Origin of the sequence: Algoriphagus chordae, assembly GCF_003254055.1 — a bacterium.
GTDB classification, from domain to species: Bacteria; Bacteroidota; Bacteroidia; order Cytophagales; family Cyclobacteriaceae; genus Algoriphagus; species Algoriphagus chordae.
Map to the genome: position 1 here is coordinate 18,038 of NZ_QKZT01000023.1, position 18,896 is coordinate 36,933.

Consider the following 18,896-nt stretch of genomic DNA (forward strand, 5'->3'; position numbering starts at 1 on the left):
GTTGTTGGTTCCGGCGCGGACAGGTGTTTTTGGTTAAGGGAATTTAAAATGGATAATGATGCGTTACTGCGAACGTATCTTGATTCTTGTGTCTTACGTCTTGAGACTGATGACTGTTGAATATCGGAATTGGTTGTTTGTTCCGCCACGGCGGACAAGGGTTGGTTGTTAGTTGACTGACAATTAACTCTTGGAAACTGAAGACTGCTAACTGCCACTGATCACTGAGAGACTCATCCCTGAACTCCCACTCTTTTCTCCACAATATAAATCGGTCTGTTCTTCACTCCTTCGAAGGTTTTGCCGATATATAGGCCGACCATACCGAGGGTAACCAATAGAAAACCGGTAAGCATCCAAATGGATATAATCAGAGAGGCATAACCTGCCACAATGATGTCTCCATGTAAAAATCTATATAAGGTATAGAGCGCAAAGAGAAAACCTGTGAATGCTACTCCTAAGCCTAGTTTTACCGTAAGTCGGATGGGCTTATCAGAATATGCCAGCATAATATCCAGGGCTAGATTGAACAACTTTTTAAAATTATACGCACTTCCCCTATCTCCATTCTCTGCATGCTCCACAGGAAGAGAGGTCTGCCGAAACCCTACCCACTTCACCATGGTGGGGAAGTAACGAATACTCTCTCGCATCCCTATTATCTCGTCGACAACCTTACGCTGATATATACCAAAATTGGCAATGCGCTCATCCTGCTGAGAGCCTGTAAGCCAAGCCAAGGTTCTGTAGAATAATTTGGAAGAGAACTTCTTTAAAAAAGTATCCTTCCTTGTCTCTCTCCTTGCCAGCACAACATCATAACCTTTCTGGGCCTCCTGATAAAGATTAGGGATTTCCTCCGGCCTATCTTGTAGGTCACAGTCCATTACTACCATCCAGTCTCCCCTTGCTGCATCCAATCCCGCTGTGATAGCGTAGTGTTGCCCGAAATTTCTCGAAAGTTTGATTCCTCGAATCTCAGGGTAAATGGCAGCAAGCTCTTCGATTTTATCCCAAGAATTATCTGGACTGGCATCTTCTACCAAGATAATCTCATAGGATTCTGTGATCCCTTTCAGGGCTTGACGGATTCTATCTATTAGTTCCTGAAGAACCGTCTCGGCTTGGTAAACTGGAGAAATAATGGATAGATGCATTTATTGGGAGGTTGGGGGTTGGTTCCGCCACGGCGGACAGGTGTTAGTTGCTTGTTGTTAGTTGCTTGTTCCGCCACGGCGGACAGGTGCTGGTTACTTGTTGTTGGTTCCACCAGGGTGGACAGCTGTTGATGGTTAAGGGAATTTAAAATGAAAGAATTAAGAATTTAAAATGGATAATGATGCATTACTGTGAACAGGTCTTGATTCTTGTGTCTTATGTCTTGATTCTTGATTCTTGAGACTGATGACTTCTGATTGACTACTCAAAACTTTTCCACCAGTGATATACATAAGACTTTTCAGCAGGTTCATAGCCTAGTGAAGTGTAAAGTCTGCAGGCTGGAATATTAGCTTCTTGAGTTGGGATTTGCAGGTATTTAGCTCCTTTGTGCAGACAGAGAAATTCCGCCGCTTTAACGAGCTTTTTTCCCAAACCTTGGCCTTGACACTTTTCGGAAACAGCAATCAGTCCAATTCTCCCAAGCTCCTTTTCTATTGAATAGGTTACCATTCCGGTATTCTCTGGAGCAACTATCACTTGATTTTTTTCAAATGCATTTTTTATCCAGAGTCTATATAGTTTGTCGAATTCCAGATTTTGAAGGCGGGAATCAGTTTTAAAACGCGAGTATTTTCCGCTCAAAAAGGCCAGATCAAATAGTTCCTCCTCCAGCAGAGAGCACTCAAAATGCTGGATTTCTATGGGTTTCGATAATGGCTCCAAAGATTTCTGAAAAGTCAGTTTGGTATCCACCAATTGAATAGCTGGATTTGTAATAACTAAAGCCGTTTCAGAGAAAATATAGACGAGCTGGTAGTCCCGAGCTTCTTCCAAAAACTCATGTTCATCCCATAGTTCTCCTAGGCTTGTCTTGCCAACAGGATAGTTGAAGAGGTTAGAGTCGAAAGGGAGGGTGGAGATCACGGGTTAGTTGTTCGTTGTTGGTTCCGCCTCGGCGGACGCGTGTTGGGGCTAATTAACAACAAATAATTAGGCAACATCAGCGAATATTACCCCCAGCCCCTAAAGGGGGGTAAATCCTATTTATATACAGAATCAATATATAATTACGATAGATAAAGCTCAAGTTATAGCTGATTATCCTACTGAGGTTCAGGCTTTAGGGGATCGGAGGACATTGTTTCTTAATGCTCTCAACTTCCATCAGTATAAGCCGAAGCACTTCTTCTGTTTCTTGCATAACGAAGTGATTTTTAAATCTAAGAATATGAATACCCAATCCTCTTAAATCTTCTTCTCTAGCCAAATCTCTTAACTTTTGATCGCTTTGATCATGGATTTCTCCATCGAGTTCAATTCCAAATTGATACTGGTGACAGTAAAAATCTAGAATATATTTATAAACAGGATGTTGTCGTCTGAAATGTAGATTATTAAGCCTGTTAGCTCTTATTCTTTCCCACAATACGCTTTCCGCGGGAGTTAATCTCAACCGAAGCTCTTTTGCTCTTCTAAATATTTCTGAAGAAGCCTTGTGATGCATCTTATGAAAAATTATTGAATCCGTTTTACCTCAGATTACTAAAGGGGAGAATTAGCATTTGTTCTACCCCCAACCCCATCCCGATAGCTACGGAGGGGGAATTAGCTACCTGCTAAATATGATGTTTTCTAAAATATTATTCAGATGAAAATTGACCGGGTTTGACAACCGAACCCATCCTTTTACTTATCGCTGAAGGAAGAATTGGCGCACTAGTTTATTAAAGAGCGAACAACTATTTTTTTCCTACTTCAATCTATCTCCGTGACTCGCGCCCCTCTCTCTTTAGGAGAGGGGGACGGGGTGAGGTAAAGTCTAGGCATCATCAGCGAATATCCGTTCCATCCTTCGTCCCGATTTCATGTCAAATTGAATATTATCGGGATCTCCGGATGGAGGAATTCAGGCAACATCAGCAAATATCCGTTCCATCCTTCGAAAATACATCATGCCGAAAATGAAGAGAATCACTGCTACGATAGTACCTGGCCAGATCCATTCCCAAGGCATTGCTCGATCCAAAAATGCGGCGCGAAAGCCTTCTATCACCCCTACCATTGGATTTAGCACATAAAACTTTTGGTACATTTCGGGAACTGCGGTCGTACTGTAAACTACCGGAGCAGCATAGAGTAACAATTGCACCACGAAGGTCATTGCATGCTTGACATCCCGATACTTTACAGCCATGGCAGAGAGCATCATTCCCACTCCTAGACTACACATCAGTAGCTGTATGATCAGCAATGGTAAGATCAACAGTCCCCAACCAGGAGTAATCTGATAGTAGATCATCATTCCTATCACCACTAGGAAAGCAATCATAAAATCTAGCAGTTTGGATAGAATAGAACTCAAGGGCAGCACCATCCTAGGGAAATACACCTTGGTGATCATATTGGCATTCTGTATCAGGGAGTTGGCAGACTCTGTCAGCGTACCTGAGAAGTAATTCCAAGGCCATAGCGCCAGGTAGGAAAACAGCGCATAGGGAATTCCATCAGAATCCACATTAGCCAGATTACCAAATACAATGGTGAACACTACAGTAGTGAAAAGAGGTTGAATAATCGCCCAGGCCACACCCAGCACCGATTGCGCATAGCGAGCCTTGATGCCTCTGAGGGTCAGAAAATACAAGAGGTCCTTATAGCGCCAAAGCTCTTTGAAATCTATCAGCTGCCAGCCTGATGTGGGTTGGATTATTTTTATGTTGTCTTTGGGATTCAAAATTCTTGGCTGTGGGTTGGTTCCGCCACGGCGGATAGGTGTTGGGTGTTGGTTATTTGTTGTTGGTTCCGACAGGGTAGACAGGTGCTAGATGTAAGTTCAAAAATTTAAAATGGAGAATGTTTGAATTTAAAATTGGGTATATGTCCTTTAAGAGCCAGGTTCAACACATTCCGTTTTGTGAGGTCACAAACCGGGGCGAATGAGGATTGGTTATTCGTTGTTGGTTGTTGGTTATTCGTTCCGCCACGGCGGACAGGTGTTGGGTGTTGGTTATTTGTTGTTGGTTGTTAGTTGGGTGTCGACTGTGGACTCTGAACTGAGACTGCGACTGCGAACTTATTTCCCGTAAACCAGAATTCCTTGAATATCTCCTGGGTCTGTGTCCAGAATGGATACATCTACTTTTCGCTGGACTTTTTCATAGGTCTTTTCTTTGATAAACTCCAAGTATTCCTTGTCCAGCTCTTTACCGATAAGAATCATCTGAACTGTTCCTGAGTCAATCCCCTTGGCATAATCTCCTACGATATAGGCTTTATCTACCTTCCCCATTCTTTTGACAATACGCTCCATCAGATCATCTAGTCCGAGGAATTTAGAAACCATATTCTTGATTTCATTGAAGAATGGATGTCCTTCATTAGCCTTATACATTTTGGTTTTGCCCTCGTCTTGCGAAACCAATAAACCTGCCTCGGTTAGGCGATTCAGTTCCACTCTCACAGAATTGGTGGACTCATCAAACTCCTTGGCTAGCGATCGCAAATAGCCTGAGTTTGCATGCGAAAAGAACTTCAGGAGAAGTTTAATACGGGTTTTGGAGGTGACTAGGGAGTCGAGCAATGGTTAGATGTTTGTTCCGCCAGGTCGGACAGGTGTTGGTTATCGGTAAAGATGTTATTATATTGGTTATCAATACTTTTAGACATTTCTTTCAACTTAAAACATCAACATCATGAGTAGCTACAGAGACTTGGATATTTATAAAATCAGTTTTAGTTTATTTTTAAAAACACATCCATTTTCACTTAAACTTCCAAAGTTTGAATTATACGAATTGGGTAGCCAGTTGAGGCGGTCTTCAAATTCTGTCAATACAAATATTGTGGAGGGATATGGTAGAAGAATCTATAAAAGTGATTTCATTAAATTTCTGGTGTATGCCGAAGCAAGCAATCTGGAAACCTCATCTCATTTGGAGAAAATTCTAGTTTTGTATCCATATCTTTCAATTGATTGCTAGAAACTTGTGGAAGATTATAATCTTCTAGGAGGCAAAATCCACTCCTTCACGGAATATGTAAGAACAAGCTGGAGAACCTAAGAACCAACGAGATCTTTCTTTTTTGACTAAAAATACTGTCGTATTCTGACTAACAACTAGTAACAAACAACTATCAACTAATAAATGCTTCGCTCCTTCACTCCCGTTTATGGGAAATAGCTGATGAGTCAAAAACTTACTCACTGAGTAACAAATTTACTCGGTAAAATGGCTTTTGCAAGTTGGTCATGATGACTAGGCAGCATAAGTTTTGTTTAGCCTAAAAAATTCTATAAAAGATTAGTGCCTTTGAGAATAATGAAAAAGTATGAAATTGGCTTCTACTACCTTGCTTTCGAGTGTATACTTTCCTCCTAGGTAGTTCATATAACCAGGGAAATAAAATTCTTGATTTACATCTACTCCCAATAAATAGTATTCCTTGGCATCAGAAAGTTGAGAAAGACCTAGATTGTGAAGTTTTTCTTTCTGAAATGGACTTTGTGAAATCCAGCCCAAACTTAGGAATGGCACAGGCTTGTCTAGACTATAATTAATATTAAGGTAATTTTCCTTATAGCCTTCCATAACAATTAGCGATCCAAGAGGAAGATTTTTAGTAAGAACTAAGAATTCTTCTCGCATGATCTTCCTACCTTTTGCCTCCTCTAAAAAATTAATAAGATGAAAACCAAAAAGCAGTAACATGATTACCGTTAGAATTAGAGACAGCCTTTTACTCGCCAATCTCTGTGTAGGCTCTAAGATAAGTGGGTACAAAAGTGGTAAAAAGAATAAGATGATCACTCTTCCATTCAGAACATAAAAGTGATTGAATACTAGAAAGAAAGAAAGCCAGGACCCAAGGTAAAACAATGACTTCTTTGAGCATTTGAATCTGTACAGATAAAGTCCTACCAGCATCATCGAAAATACAGTTTTGAATGCCTCAGTTAACATCACTGAAGCCAGTCTAGATAGGGAGTTAAAGACCTGATTAAGCGTAAAATATTCAATATCCAATTCTACTTTCTTGGTCTCCAAGTCCTCAGATGAAAGTCCATCTCCTTCCATCATCCACTGAGAAAAATAGAACCAGTTGGAATCTCCAGGTAGTCTATCCTGCCCTAATAATTTGTAATTAGCTGGATGATCTGAAACCTGAGCTCTAGCTTTATTGTACTTCACGAAATCAGCATATTCCGACTGATTTTCCCAAAACACCTTTGATCCCACTAAGGTGATTAGTATCCAAAATGGAATCAAAACTCGCTTTGATTCCTTAAGAATACCGTTGAATGTTTTGAAGATCAAAAAATAGAATCCTAAGCCTAATGAAATCAAAATGAAAGATTCCCATCTAATTAATATAGAAAAGATAAATAGGACTATTGAAAAAAGGTACAAACCTTTTGTCTTTGTACTTATCGAAAAAGAAAGTAAAATAAAACCAGTAATCCCAGCAATTCCAGACACTATAGTAAATTGAAGAAAAAGTGCGAAATGGAGAAAAAGACAAAGGCAAAAGAGGGATAGAATATTTTTACCATTAAACCCCATATTTGTTTGACTCAAAGATAAAATCAAAGCAAGGTAACTCAGATAAATTATCATAAACCAAGTCAATGGATACCAAGGAATGCTTGGGGAAAGCGTGTAAAGCTTAGAAAAAACCCAGCTTAAAATCGGGTGGATGAAGACCACATAAGATTCTGGCTCTCCAGTATATGCCCCAGAAACAAGCCACATCATGATCACATCATCATTCACCTGAAATCTCCAGGGAAGAAACCAAATCGAGATCATGCAGAGTAGACCTAGAATTGTCCAAACCTGTATAAATGAAATAGCTTTTAATCTCTCCATAAAACTTGAAGTTGCTCGCCATTTGGCATGGAAAACATCTTTTTGTGGTAGTTGGAATCCAGCCCCAATGGCAAGGAGTTATGTGGATGGTTGATAATCAAGTTATCGGAAATTCCATTAGGAAAGTAGAACGCCACTTGACTTTTGGTCCAAAATCCGGGTGACTTCGGTGAAGTTTTACCCAAAAGATAAGGGATTCCTGGTATCCTATAAAACGCTAAGAGTTCTTCCTCATCATTCAATAATGGCTCCATGATATTCAACAAATCAATCTGATTTTTGGAAAGTTTAATTTGGCTTTCCTTTCCATAGCTCCACTCTTCTGTTGCATTCCAGAGTGCTTCTTGTTCAAAGGGATGAATCCAAATACCATTAGCTACCAACAATACTGTTACTATTCCAACAGATGCTCTGATGTACTTTAGAAACTTCACATGAAGCAGACTACACATATAGAAGGCCGCGAGTAACCAAAATACCCAATAATGAATACCTAGGCGAAGCAAATAGACATTACTGCCAAAATGCAGTACGAAAGGCAACACCAGCAGGACTAGCGCTAGAAAGCGTTGATTTGTAGAAATAGCTGCAAAAGGTAGCCTAGGCGCAAAAAAAGCAAGAATAGCTACTGTCGACAGTAAAACCACATGATTCCACTCTCCAGTTATTGTAGTAGCATAGGCTATCCAAACTAGGATGAACAATCCAAGTACTAAGATCAAAGAAGCCAACTTGGGGCGACTAGTACGAATTGCGCTGCTTATCAAAAATGGAATAGAAACTAGGGCCAACCAAAAAAATCCAACAGCAGAATATTTCAATAATAATAAGAAAGAATACTCATTTCGATTCCCCATCATATGAGTGGCTTCCACCATCCGAGAAAGCGCATAATCATCCAAAACGAAATACAAGAGCATTTCAACCGCTGCAAATGGAAGAACTAAGCTGAGGAGGCTTAGTAACTTAACTTTATTACCCAAAATCATCCAAGCTAAAGTAAGTAGCCCTAGACCCAAGCATGCCGTGATTTTAACATACGCCAGCCCTGCCAAAACCAAGCCTATCAGGACATGCTGTATTATGCTCCTATCTTTGAGGGAAATCAAGGCTAACCAAAAACAAACAAGTACTACACTTAGGGAATTGTAGGATAGACTTTGAGGCAAAAATCCATAGCCAGCGAATAATCCGAGTAGCGACAATAAAAAATGGTCGATAAGCAGTTTGCTAGCTCCGGCCAAATTTTTCCAGAAGAATGTCAGGGAAATCGCTGCTGACAAATAGAAAAACAAACGAAGCCCGCGCAACCCAACTATACCAAACTCAATCTCAGTGATCTTATAAAAAAGCTTGAAGAATAAATCGTAGTTGAAAATACCGGCAATGTTCTCCTGATCTGGCACCGCAAGTAGTGCATAAAGGCCTTCATCGGAAATATCAAATCCACGATTGATTCCGAAAAAAATCAGTAAAAGTGATAAAACTGTACATCCTGCTAAAATCTTGTTCAAGATAAATGCAAATTTCTGCTGTTTTTTAAGCTAAGTCTTTAATTCCAATATAAAAATAATTAAACCAACTCCTCCAAAAATCATGTTTTGTGGAAAACTTCCTCTGCTTTAAACCAAAAAATACCCTGTACAGGGTATTTTTTTTCAAGATCCACTACATACCTTTATGTCAGGGTGATTAAGCAACTTTTCTAACACTACTTTTTCTAAGAAAATATTAAAGGGATTTTTTATCTAATTTTTTAATCCCTTTTACCTTCCTTTTCCCATCGAATTTTCAGGATTAAATGCTCCTTCTCAGAGGGATCAAACTGGAAGGGCTTATGGCTTTGGCTGTAGTAATGTCAAAATAGATTGAAATTCAATAGCAGCCTAGGCTTTGAAACCTAAGCTATTTATAGGATGTACTACCTATAACCCCTGAAAACTGGTCAACTAGACTTGATACCTTGTAATTAATACTAACCTCTCTAGTAATATCTTACTTCACAATCAGGATTAGCTTTTTTGAAATTATCCACGGCTCTACTATTCAGTCTGGTATTGAAGCAAGAGAGTTTCTTGAGATTTGGCAGCCCCTCGATAGGCTTCAGAGAACGTAAGTTTGTGCTCGCCACATCAAGTTCCTCTAGCTTATTCATTCCCTCTAGGCCTTTGAGTGTTTTCAAATTGGTACCAGAGATGTTGAGCGTTTTTAGATTAAACAATCCCTCTAATGGATCTAGGTCATCTATACCCGTATTGCTAATGTCCAGTTCTTTCAGGTTGGGTAGCATTTTCAATGGAGAAAAATCAACCACCGGTACCTGAGAAATTTTCAATTTCTCCAACAGCTTAAGCTCCTCAATAGGCGCAATGTATCCGATCGGCGCATCAAAGATCACCAATGATCTCAAATTCACAAATGCGGTCAAGGCATGAATATCACCTACAGACACCCGCTCAAATGTCAAGGAAGACACTTCTGTCATCTTGTGCAGTTCCTCAGTACTTGGCTCTTCAGAAAGAGTGAATTGTTTTCTGAAAATCTCTTTCCAAGCTCCATCTAAAGATTCCCACCAGGCCTTCAATTCTTCCGTGCGGTACACAATCGTTAAGTTTGACTTTTGCATTACTATCTCCGGAACTTCCTCTTCGAATATTTCAGAAGCGTTCACATTCAAGTAAGTCAAGTTGGGAAGGCTAAGTACATCCATAATACTGGATACAGGGCTTCCATCTAAGTCTATTTTCACCAATTTCTCATTGGATTTGATAGGTGAAATGTCCTTCACCTGAGAATTTCTTCCTTTGATCTCTACCAAAGTCTTAACCTCACTAAGGGAAATTATTTCTGTGATAGGATTATCAGAAAAATCAACTTTGCTTAGTTTGACGAATCTGGTAATAGGATTAAGGGTTTCTATACCCGCTCCAGACAAATCCAGTTCTTCCAAGCCTATGGTGCTAGTGAGTGTTTCCACACTTGGACTATCGGTGGTAATCCTTGGATTGGCTTTCTTCAAACTCGCTTTCCAAGCATCTGACAATCCTGCCCACCAGCTTTCGAGGTCTTTCACATGGTGAATCAACAAGACCTTAGCATTATTTCGAATAAAATCATCTGCGGATAGCACAGAGATTTGAGTCTCATCAGCCAATACCTTATTCAATGCTTCCTTGTCATTAAGCGCTGATATATCGGAAACCGAAGTATTTGTAATATCCAATACTTCTAGATTATTGAGCTCGGCTAAAGGCGTAAGATCCTGAATATTGGTGTTCGACAAATTCAAGGTCTTCAAAGAAGCCAAGTCGGCCAACTGACTGAAATTGATTAAGTAATTTTTGCTCAGATCTAGATTCTCCAATTTTGAGAGATCCTTAATATTCTCTGTGTTATTGAATCCACTTTGAGAGATATAAAGACTTTTCAGACTGTCAAATTCATTCAATACAGCGAAGCTCACAATCGGTGTTTCCTCGATGCGAAGTGAGCGTATTGATTTTAAATTTACCAGCTCAGAGATATCGGTAATATGGGTATTGGAAATATCCAGATGCCTTAGGCGATCAGAATATTTGATAAACTGAATATCAGAAGTAGGCGTATTGGACACATCCAAGTATTCTAGGAAGGTTACGTTGGAGATAGGCCCAAGCTCTGTAATCTGTGTATTGCTCAGATTGACATACTTCAGGTTTCTCATGGCTTCCATAGGACTGAGATTCAATAAAGAATCCGTACCCGAAATATCCAGAGAATCTACCTCCACAAACTTGTACAATAAATCAACATTGATCGAATCAAACTCAGATACTGCAAAGCGATCTTTGAAATACGCCTGCCAGTGCGGATCGAGTACTGTCCACCATTCGGCGAGTTCTTCATCACGGCTTACCTTAGTCGTATAGACACTCGCTATTTTTAATTCTTGTGTTTTACTATCCAAATTCACCTCTACAAACCTTGGCTTGGTGTTGGTGACTTTTTCGTCATTGATACCTGTAGCGGTAATGGTCCGATCTAGAGAGGCTGTAAAATACACATCTCCATTATCCATTTGATGAGGTTTTACCTCTCTTATTTTGAATTTGAAGTTTACTTCCTTGTAGAAAAACTCGATGTCTTTCAAATAGGCTGTGACATTTTTATTGGTAACGACTTTTCTATCCAGCAAGAGATCATCTTCCACCTGAACTTCTCCATCGCGAAAAATCTTCAAATAGCTTTCACGGATTACCACATCTTTGTCCCTTGGCTGCGTGTCAGCAGATCCAATGGTATTGAGGAGGTATTCCAAAAAACGAACCTGATCTTCTACCTTACTAGTGTAGTCATCTATTTCAGCCTTGGTATAGCCTTTTATAGTCTGTGCTATTCCGGAGAAGCTCAGACAGAAAAGTAGTAAACTTAGATATATGGTCTTAGTTCTGATCATAAATGTATTTCTGGATAGTTTCCTTGTCTCCTGGGTTTAGTTTGACAAGGTTTGCAATCAGCCAACCTGTATTAAATCCAGGACGGTTAAATTGGTGTACTTCAAAATACCAGCCTTCTATTTGGAAGAAATGAAATTTAACATTAGTTACGGTTTCATAACGGATGTTTTTCTGCTTCATTTCGTACAGAAATAAGGTCAGGTAGTCTGGTTCGAAACTGCTCTCAGTGAAAGCTTCTGGTGAGTTAGAGTCTTCAAAAGCCCTCCTAAGATTCATAAAGCCTAGTTCATGACTAAGTGGGTGTAGGAAATCCTTTTCATCCCCAACTGGCTTATTAAATATGTTTTTGAATGGGGGAAATGACACCTCATCTATGACCCATTCATACCCCAGTCCTTCGGGTTGTAATTTCAAAATCAAGGTGGCAGTTTCTCTTTTTCCCTTGTGAATAAAATCTGCCTGAACCTCGGCGAGCCATCCTTCCCTGTGGAAATTGATGTAGCGAGGATAATTAGGAGAAAGCACTGAGTCAATAAACTCCTTTTTCAAATCAGGATTTATTGAGGACGTTTGATTGTCAAAAAGTATAGCTAGAAACCCCTTTCTCAATGGGATACTATGATACGCTGAGTCTCCCGGATAATAGCGCACATTGCCATCAGTCGGAGATTCCTCTGCGTTAAATCTTCTGAAGAATTGGTTTAGTTGTTTGGTAGAGGCAGCAAATCTGCCATCATCTTTGATTGTCCCGGGGCTGCCAATGCCCTGCCCCGAGACAATCGAGATGCTTGCGATTAAAATCGCAAAGATTAAAGTTACTATTCTCATGCGGAGGTTTCTGTCACTCTCACGTCACCTAGCATGACGTCCCAAAATTCGATGGTTCTACCAGCAATTTGGGTTTGCTTCTTCTCAACGTAGATAGTGATGTCTTTCTTAGTAGTGTCCTTGTAATTCATTCCTGTTTCAATAGAAGTACCTTCAAAACGCTGGAATACAGTGACAACTCCCACGTATCTACCATCAGGCTGTCTTTCTAGATCTGAGATGTACTGAATATCATACCAAGTGATATTCACTCGATCGTAATTCAAAGCCATCAAACGCTCAAAATAACGTCTTACTTTGTAGTAAGCGATTTCGTTAGTATTGATACTGGAAACACCCATCTCAGCACCAGGAGAGAAAAGCTCCTCAGCACGATCCATTACTCTATTAGCCTCAGAGAACTGTGTCTCTTTGCTACCGATGATGCTGATATACTTACTTAAATCTTTAACTTTCTCTAGTGCAAGAGAGTCAATAGCTTGCTTTCTAGCAGGGCTGATTGTTTCTGACTGAGCTAGTGCGCTTACTGATGTTGCAAGGAATAAGCCCAGGAAAAGGATCATTATATTTTTCATGTGTAAATTATTTTTCAGATGGGCGATTATTTTCTTCTAAGCTCCAATTCAGAGACTTTACCATTAGCATCCATACGGATATCGCTGATATAGTTCAAGTTCTTTTTGGTGTCTTTCAAGTAATCCAAATACTTCTTAATCGTAGTTGGCTCATCGTAATCTTTGATGCCATTTTCCTCGTGTATCACGATCAAAACTGGAGTTTCTTGATTAGAAAACATACCAAGCGTCTCCTGGATGGTCTGATTGGCGATAGAGGCATTACCTGCTGCAGCTACGCTGTTAAAATAATTTTCAAGCTTCTCGGCAGCAACTTCTTCCGCTGAGGAAACTGGTGGTGGTGGTGGAGCTACTTCTTGCACTTGCTCAACTGGTGCTGGTGGAGCTGGTTGTGCAGCTTTCTTTTTACTCTTACACGCACCCATAGCCAGCATGGCTACCATGGCAATCATAAGTGAGCGGTTAACCGAAATAGAGAACAATTTTTGTTTCATTTTGGGGATTAGATTAAGATGATGAGGTTTTATAAATTTTTAAACAGGGACTTCCCCTACTTCTTGATTTGGGTACAAAGTAAATAAAATCATATGATTTAAAGGCAAATGCCATTCCAAATCAAAAATGCTTTTTGTTAATATTTTCAAATACCTTTTGAGCGGTTCATGAGTCACGAGAGCGGTTAGAGCCTAGATTCTCAAATCAGTCACAGTTCTTACATTTATTATCAATAAGTGATCCAATGATTTCGATAATTTGGGAAATACTTTGCTAAGCCCTGCAGTCAAGTGGATAATGTACTCATCTCCGCTCAATAAAACTGCGTGAATCGGGACCTTTGGACAGAGTATTAGACAGTAATGAAATGTGACACTCACATTGTCGGGAGTCTTTAGTCAGGCTGTATTGACCTTTCAGTAGTAAGTGAAAAAATAGATCAAAATCTAAAAACACTACTGGAAATCAGTGATTTGACTAATATAAAAGTGGCTATCGCTTCGGAATAATCTGTCAACTCAATCAGTTTTTTCAAGCAGAAAGCACCCTAAACTTAGCTCAATGGAAGGGCTGACATGACTAATTTGAGGAGCTTAACAATTCCGAAACTATATAGTTCGCTTGTGCCTCAGGGGTACAGTATTTATCAAAAAAAATTTTCCCTCCCCTCGCAATTTTTTGATGATATTCTCGGGAATTGATGACTTGGTCCAGTAGTTCTGAATACTCCTCAGTATTTTCTAAGTAGTGAATATTCTCACCATGCCTGGGAACTATAGGCAACTCTACTGCGAATGGAAAAGAAAGCACAAATGAAGAGTTATTCCAATACTCCGCTAATCGCCAACTTACGGCTCCCAAAACAGCGGGATTATTTAAATTGACTAGAGACTTGGCACTCAGTTTGGCAAATTTCTTTGGTGGATATTTCCCCTTATTCAACTCTTGATCAAAACCGAAATTATCCCCATCAGATCTAGGAATCAAGCCACCCTCAAACTCAATCTTAGAATGTGCCTTGCATGCTCTGATAAATTCTGCACGAATTGTATTTGCCCAGGACTCCTTTTTCCAAGTACTGCCAGAAAAAAACACATAATTCCCAAAACTAGACTTTTGTGCCTCTTGCTTGTATGCATACTGAGATTTCAAAACGTAAATTTCTTTGGCTAGATCTCTAGGTTTAAGAAAACGAAGGAGGTTGAATCCAAAAAGCTTAAAGTACAAGGGCAAGATATTTACGAGGTAATGCGGGAAAATTGGCCGTACTTTTTCTTGCATATAACTCTCATGATCACGCAATTTATTGGTAGCAAAGTACAAATCAGCTTGCTGATAGAGCACTTCATTTACACCGACCGGATCATGATTGTCTATTACCCCTAGCTTTCCTCCTACTTTGAAAATCACATACCCTCGATTATGAAATTCTTCAAAATCCGGCTTTACTACAAATTTCAGCTTGAATGCCCTAGACAAGCCCAAAACGTAGAAGGATGAATAATAATTGGGGATATTCAGTAGCTCAATTTCCGTCATTTCCCAATTGACAGGCAGGCAAAATTGAATGTCTCGTGATCAGGTAGTGTATTGGAAGTGTCAATAATCAATTCTTTAAAAAACTCGCAACAAACAAGATCTATTTTGATTAGAATCGAGGATAAATTGGATGATTACTCATTACTCAGCCGAGATTATTTGAGTACTTTTTGAGCAGGAATGATTTGATTGCCAAATATAGGAGGCCTGTACCCAGGATCATCAAGGCTCCTACTAGAGGGCTTGGGGTACTTTTAGGATATATAAAAAATGCAAAATTCACAACTAGCTGCAGGAGAGCATAAGCCAAGGCTATATTGACATGAGGTTTTTTTCCTTGATTTGCGAGTATTTGGTACAGATGATTACGATGTGGTTCAGATATCTTCTCCCCTTTTCTAATTCGGTCAAAGATGGTGATCGCTGTATCTAAACCATAAATGAGTAAGAAAAGAATAACTGTCCAAGATCCTGATTCCAGATACCACTGAACCAAGAGATACACCATCAAATAAGCGAGTGATATACTTCCTATGTCCCCTGCGAACATCAACGCCTTTTTACGCAGGTTAAAGATTAGAAAAACACAGATCGCCAATATCTCATAGCGAATCAAAAATTCATCAAAAATCCCTAAGTAGGCATTGACGGCAAGCATACTGCCTAGAAAAACCAGACCATATAATCCAGTGACACCGTTGATACCATCCATGAAATTAATCCCATTGATGACCGCTAAGGCTATAAAGTAGAGTACAGGTAAGGCAAGCCAATTGATCTGCGTGAACACATCCAAATCATAAAACGCCATTGAAAGTGCCAGAAACTGTATCCCAAAGCGAATCTTACTCGATAAGGTGTAGATATCATCTAGCAGACTGATCGCCGATACCCAAACTATTCCGAGTACCATCCAAGTATGCGGAAAATCAAAAGCCATCCACCAAAAGATAATGGCAAATGGAAACAAAATCCCTCCTCCCCTTACGGTAGTATGTATATGTGAACTACGATGATTTGGTTTATCTACAATATTGAACTTGAGCGCAAGTCTATGATAGATCAAGGCTAGAAGTAGCAGCGCTAGAAAAACTATGATTTGGGATAAAATCATTGGGCAAAAATGGTCTTGTACCAGTATGAGTTGAAAAATAACTGTCTGATAAAGGTATAGTTTTTCACAGGATTCATTTTGAAATCATTCACTACTTTTTTCACATCTAGGTATTTCAGCCAGCCCATTTCAAATAAGGGGCTTTCATGCATAGTTTCTAGGTGATCCCTCAGCTCAGGATTATTGAGGAAATATTCGTTCCATGGTATAGCCAATCCAATTTTCTCATGGTTTTGGATATAATCAGGGAGCTTTTTCCCAATGGTATTCATAGATAGCCATTTGGATTTGCCTCTGGTGGAAAAATTCTCATCTCCAAGGGTACTGATACCAGTAACTAACCTATAATCCAAAAATGGTTCTCGGCATTCTATGGATGCTCCCATAGAAGTCCGATCATTTTTATCGTTCAAAGAGCACAAATGTGTATGATGTTCTAAATACAATAATTGTCTGAGCTCATTTTTGGGATGAAACTTCTTGGCTTCCTCAAGCATTTTTACTCTATAGTCTGGCAGAAGGTTCAAGTGATCCAAACCCAATTTTTTATAATCTGCCAAAAACATCTCATTTGCATTGGTGAGAATCTGAAAGTCGGGATTATTTCCATCCAGATAGCGCTTCATTTTTCTGAGTCTATCATTCGTAATCCACTTTTCCGGTACGTACCGAATAAAATGAAGCATGTCATTCATTAAACCATGTCCAGCGACTTTGTGCCTGACATAGCCTGCCATCAATTCATCTGCCCCTTCACCTGTAAGCAAAACCGAAACTTTCTCTTTTGCCTTTTTGGATAAACCAAGTAGTAAACCATCTGTAAAATGCATCAGTGGCTCGTCATTTACCTGAATAGACTCATCAAGTAAGTCCACGAGGTTTTCACCCAAAAACTCATAACCATTATACTCAACTCCATAATCCGTAGAAAGACGCTGTGCCAAATGTGACTCATCTTTGGCGAATCCAGGAAACTTCAAGTTCCAAGAGCTTAACCCCTGATAGTTCATTTGGTGCTGAGCATACAAAACACTTGTACTGTCCAGTCCTCCACTAAGCATAGTTCCTACTGGGACATCAGAAATCATTCGAAGGGCTACCGAATCCAAAAACGTCTCTTCGTACCAGGCTAATGGATTCTTGATTTTAGGTAATGCAGCTGCCTCCTCACCCAGATGGTACCATCTAACAGTTTTGTCTAGAACTACTCCATCTTTCCAGACTTGATAATGTCCTGGTAAAAACCGCTTTACTCCTTTAAAAATAGTATTCTCGCCGCTTACATGACGATAAAAAAACAGTTCCGCCAAATGCTCTTCTTCAATTTCCTTTGCAATACCGTAGGCAAAAAGAGCTTTTGGTTCTGAGGCAAATGCCATCCCACGCTCATCGACTGTGGTAAATAGTGGCTTCACTCCATACCTATCTTTAACGAGAGTAAGCGTCCTACTATCTTTTTCCCAGAAGGCAAAAGCAAAGAAACCATTTAACCTTGGGAGGACTTTCATCCCGTATTCTATTAAGAGAAATAGCAAAACTTCAGTGTCGGATGTAGTCTCAAACTTATATCCTTTTGCCTTCAACTCAGGATAGAATTCCTGGTAGTTAAATATCTCACCATTAAATACTAATGTGAAATTTCCACAGGGGGAAATGAAGGGCTGATTGGCTCCCTCACTCAGATCCAAAATGGATAACCTTCTATGTCCTAAAGCTAGGTCTCCATCCAGAAACTGCCCCCCAGCATCAGGCCCACGATGAATGAGTGAGTCTGTCATTGCCTGAAGCACCTTTCCACCAGCAGGTTGATTGTTTTTATTCCAAAATCCTGTAATTCCGCACATTAACTACGCTGCTTTAGCAGTGATAAATAAGTTTGATAAAATGAGCTCATATTAGTTTTCAAATCACAATTTTGCTCTATAAATATTCTGTTGCTGATGATACCATCTGTGTATTGCTCAGAGTTGCCCAAATACTCAGCAATAGCTGTAGCTAAAGCATCTGTTTGTCCAACAGGAACTAGTAGGCCATTGTTTCCCTGATCGATAAAAGCCTTATTGGCTGGAAGTTCAGTTACAATAGGAAAGCAACCACAGGCCATTGCCTCAAATAAGGAGGCTGACACTCCTTCTGTTTCTGGTACTGCTATGTAAATCTGCGCTTTAGCTAGATAGCTTGGAAGTTCTGAATTAGGTATTCTTCCAGTCCAAACAACTTGATCTTCCAGCCCCAATTCACGAGATTTTTGGGCAAGGTTTTCTTCCTCCTGCCCTGAGCCCACCATAATACAGTCCAAAAGAATTCCTTTTTTCTTCAGAATATGTATGGCCTCCAAGATCTCTGCATGCCTATAAATAGGGAACAAACTACGAGTTACAATAGCGGTGAATTTCCGCTCTGAGGAAGGTGGGAAGAATTTATATTTTTCCAAATCCAAACCCTTGGGCTTCACTAGTATTTTTACTGGAGAAGCTCCAGATCCTAGCATCGCATAAGTCATCACATATCCCCAAGCATGAATAAGATCTGCTCTGGTATAGATAGCTCTTTGCAATTTGCGTTTATACCACCCTGCAAACCCATTTTCAGGAAATGCATCTGTTATCCCTTGCTGTGCTACTATTCTGACTTTGGTCTTCACCAACAAACTAAGGAAACCATAGCTAGTGGCTCTTTCAGCCAAAGTGATATCATATTTCTCTGAATTGAATGCCAACTCGAAAAGGAAGCTAAGAGCTGCGAATATACGCGCCAACCTACCTCCAGTTTTGGCAATTTCCTTTGTTTGAATTCTAAGGCCCGATTCTCTCTCTATGCCTTGAATCCAAGTTTGAGCATCAGCTCTGTATGTCTCACCTAGAAAAAGTATCTTCAC

16 protein-coding genes are annotated in these 18,896 nt (G+C 39.8%); 1 reads left to right on the plus strand and 15 read right to left on the minus strand.

The features are described 5' to 3' along the window. Positions 1–233: 233 nt before the first annotated feature. The 5 genes from LV85_RS19120 to LV85_RS19140 form a co-directional block, all read right to left on the minus strand. The gene (locus LV85_RS19120) at positions 234–1,160 is read right to left on the minus strand and encodes a glycosyltransferase family 2 protein (protein WP_111322477.1); all 927 of its coding nucleotides are present in this window, start codon (positions 1,158–1,160) and stop codon (positions 234–236) included. Between the two features lie 262 nt (positions 1,161–1,422). Then, positions 1,423–2,088: a GNAT family N-acetyltransferase gene (locus LV85_RS19125; RefSeq protein WP_111322479.1), complete on the minus strand. Its 666-nt coding sequence runs from the start codon at positions 2,086–2,088 to the stop codon at positions 1,423–1,425. Between the two features lie 196 nt (positions 2,089–2,284). Beyond that, on the minus strand, positions 2,285–2,668 hold the full coding sequence (locus tag LV85_RS19130; protein WP_111322481.1) for an endonuclease domain-containing protein: 384 nt from the start codon (positions 2,666–2,668) through the stop codon (positions 2,285–2,287). A 402-nt stretch (positions 2,669–3,070) separates the two neighbouring features. Then, on the minus strand, positions 3,071–3,898 hold the full coding sequence (locus LV85_RS19135; protein ID WP_111322483.1) for an ABC transporter permease: 828 nt from the start codon (positions 3,896–3,898) through the stop codon (positions 3,071–3,073). A 339-nt stretch (positions 3,899–4,237) separates the two neighbouring features. Beyond that, complete coding sequence (locus LV85_RS19140) at positions 4,238–4,744, minus strand: winged helix-turn-helix domain-containing protein (RefSeq protein ID WP_111322485.1); 507 nt, start codon at positions 4,742–4,744, stop codon at positions 4,238–4,240. Positions 4,745–4,856: 112 nt separating this feature from the next. Between LV85_RS19140 and LV85_RS19145 the strand changes: the two genes are divergently transcribed. Next, a complete protein-coding gene (locus LV85_RS19145) occupies positions 4,857–5,144 on the plus strand; it encodes a four helix bundle protein (protein WP_245942380.1) in 288 nt (95 codons plus the stop codon). A gap of 321 nt (positions 5,145–5,465) precedes the next feature. On the opposite strand, the gene LV85_RS19150 is transcribed toward LV85_RS19145, so the two are convergent. The 10 genes from LV85_RS19150 to LV85_RS19195 form a co-directional block, all read right to left on the minus strand. Beyond that, a complete protein-coding gene (locus LV85_RS19150; protein ID WP_111322487.1) occupies positions 5,466–7,031 on the minus strand; it encodes a hypothetical protein in 1,566 nt (521 codons plus the stop codon). Next, the gene (locus LV85_RS19155; RefSeq protein WP_111322489.1) at positions 7,019–8,545 is read right to left on the minus strand and encodes a hypothetical protein; all 1,527 of its coding nucleotides are present in this window, start codon (positions 8,543–8,545) and stop codon (positions 7,019–7,021) included. The genes LV85_RS19150 and LV85_RS19155 overlap by 13 nt, the downstream gene beginning before the upstream one ends. Positions 8,546–9,015: 470 nt before the next feature. Then, positions 9,016–11,466 (minus strand): leucine-rich repeat domain-containing protein, encoded by a 2,451-nt coding sequence (locus LV85_RS19160; protein WP_111322491.1) that lies wholly within the window; start codon positions 11,464–11,466, stop codon positions 9,016–9,018. Next, positions 11,453–12,295 (minus strand): hypothetical protein, encoded by an 843-nt coding sequence (locus tag LV85_RS19165; RefSeq protein ID WP_111322493.1) that lies wholly within the window; start codon positions 12,293–12,295, stop codon positions 11,453–11,455. The genes LV85_RS19160 and LV85_RS19165 overlap by 14 nt, the downstream gene beginning before the upstream one ends. After that, a complete protein-coding gene (locus LV85_RS19170; RefSeq protein ID WP_111322495.1) occupies positions 12,292–12,870 on the minus strand; it encodes a hypothetical protein in 579 nt (192 codons plus the stop codon). Before LV85_RS19170 ends, LV85_RS19165 begins: the two co-directional genes overlap by 4 nt. A 26-nt stretch (positions 12,871–12,896) precedes the next feature. Next, on the minus strand, positions 12,897–13,364 hold the full coding sequence (locus LV85_RS19175; protein WP_111322497.1) for a nucleoid-structuring protein H-NS: 468 nt from the start codon (positions 13,362–13,364) through the stop codon (positions 12,897–12,899). A 580-nt stretch (positions 13,365–13,944) separates the two neighbouring features. Then, on the minus strand, positions 13,945–14,904 hold the full coding sequence (locus tag LV85_RS19180; RefSeq protein ID WP_111322499.1) for a hypothetical protein: 960 nt from the start codon (positions 14,902–14,904) through the stop codon (positions 13,945–13,947). Between the two features lie 145 nt (positions 14,905–15,049). After that, positions 15,050–16,018, minus strand: a complete 969-nt coding sequence (locus LV85_RS19185; protein ID WP_111322501.1) for an MraY family glycosyltransferase — start codon at positions 16,016–16,018, stop codon at positions 15,050–15,052. Continuing rightward, positions 16,015–17,862, minus strand: coding sequence for an asparagine synthase (glutamine-hydrolyzing) (asnB, locus tag LV85_RS19190; protein WP_111322503.1), 1,848 nt, complete (start codon positions 17,860–17,862; stop codon positions 16,015–16,017). Before asnB ends, LV85_RS19185 begins: the two co-directional genes overlap by 4 nt. Then, positions 17,862–18,896, minus strand: coding sequence for a glycosyltransferase (locus LV85_RS19195; protein ID WP_111322505.1), 1,035 nt, complete (start codon positions 18,894–18,896; stop codon positions 17,862–17,864). Before LV85_RS19195 ends, asnB begins: the two co-directional genes overlap by 1 nt.

What these genes read in the sequence shown, in the direction of transcription:
- LV85_RS19120 (WP_111322477.1), bottom strand. Translation starts at nt 1,160, where the DNA reads ATGCATCTATCCATTATTTCTCCAGTTTACCAAGCCGAGACGGTTCTT.
- LV85_RS19130 (WP_111322481.1), bottom strand. Translation starts at nt 2,668, where the DNA reads ATGCATCACAAGGCTTCTTCAGAAATATTTAGAAGAGCAAAAGAGCTT.
- LV85_RS19145 (WP_245942380.1), top strand. Translation starts at nt 4,857, where the DNA reads ATGAGTAGCTACAGAGACTTGGATATTTATAAAATCAGTTTTAGTTTA.
- LV85_RS19150 (WP_111322487.1), bottom strand. Translation starts at nt 7,031, where the DNA reads ATGGAGAGATTAAAAGCTATTTCATTTATACAGGTTTGGACAATTCTA.
- LV85_RS19160 (WP_111322491.1), bottom strand. Translation starts at nt 11,466, where the DNA reads ATGATCAGAACTAAGACCATATATCTAAGTTTACTACTTTTCTGTCTG.
- LV85_RS19165 (WP_111322493.1), bottom strand. Translation starts at nt 12,295, where the DNA reads ATGAGAATAGTAACTTTAATCTTTGCGATTTTAATCGCAAGCATCTCG.
- LV85_RS19170 (WP_111322495.1), bottom strand. Translation starts at nt 12,870, where the DNA reads ATGAAAAATATAATGATCCTTTTCCTGGGCTTATTCCTTGCAACATCA.
- LV85_RS19175 (WP_111322497.1), bottom strand. Translation starts at nt 13,364, where the DNA reads ATGAAACAAAAATTGTTCTCTATTTCGGTTAACCGCTCACTTATGATT.
- LV85_RS19180 (WP_111322499.1), bottom strand. Translation starts at nt 14,904, where the DNA reads ATGACGGAAATTGAGCTACTGAATATCCCCAATTATTATTCATCCTTC.
- LV85_RS19185 (WP_111322501.1), bottom strand. Translation starts at nt 16,018, where the DNA reads ATGATTTTATCCCAAATCATAGTTTTTCTAGCGCTGCTACTTCTAGCC.
- asnB (WP_111322503.1), bottom strand. Translation starts at nt 17,862, where the DNA reads ATGTGCGGAATTACAGGATTTTGGAATAAAAACAATCAACCTGCTGGT.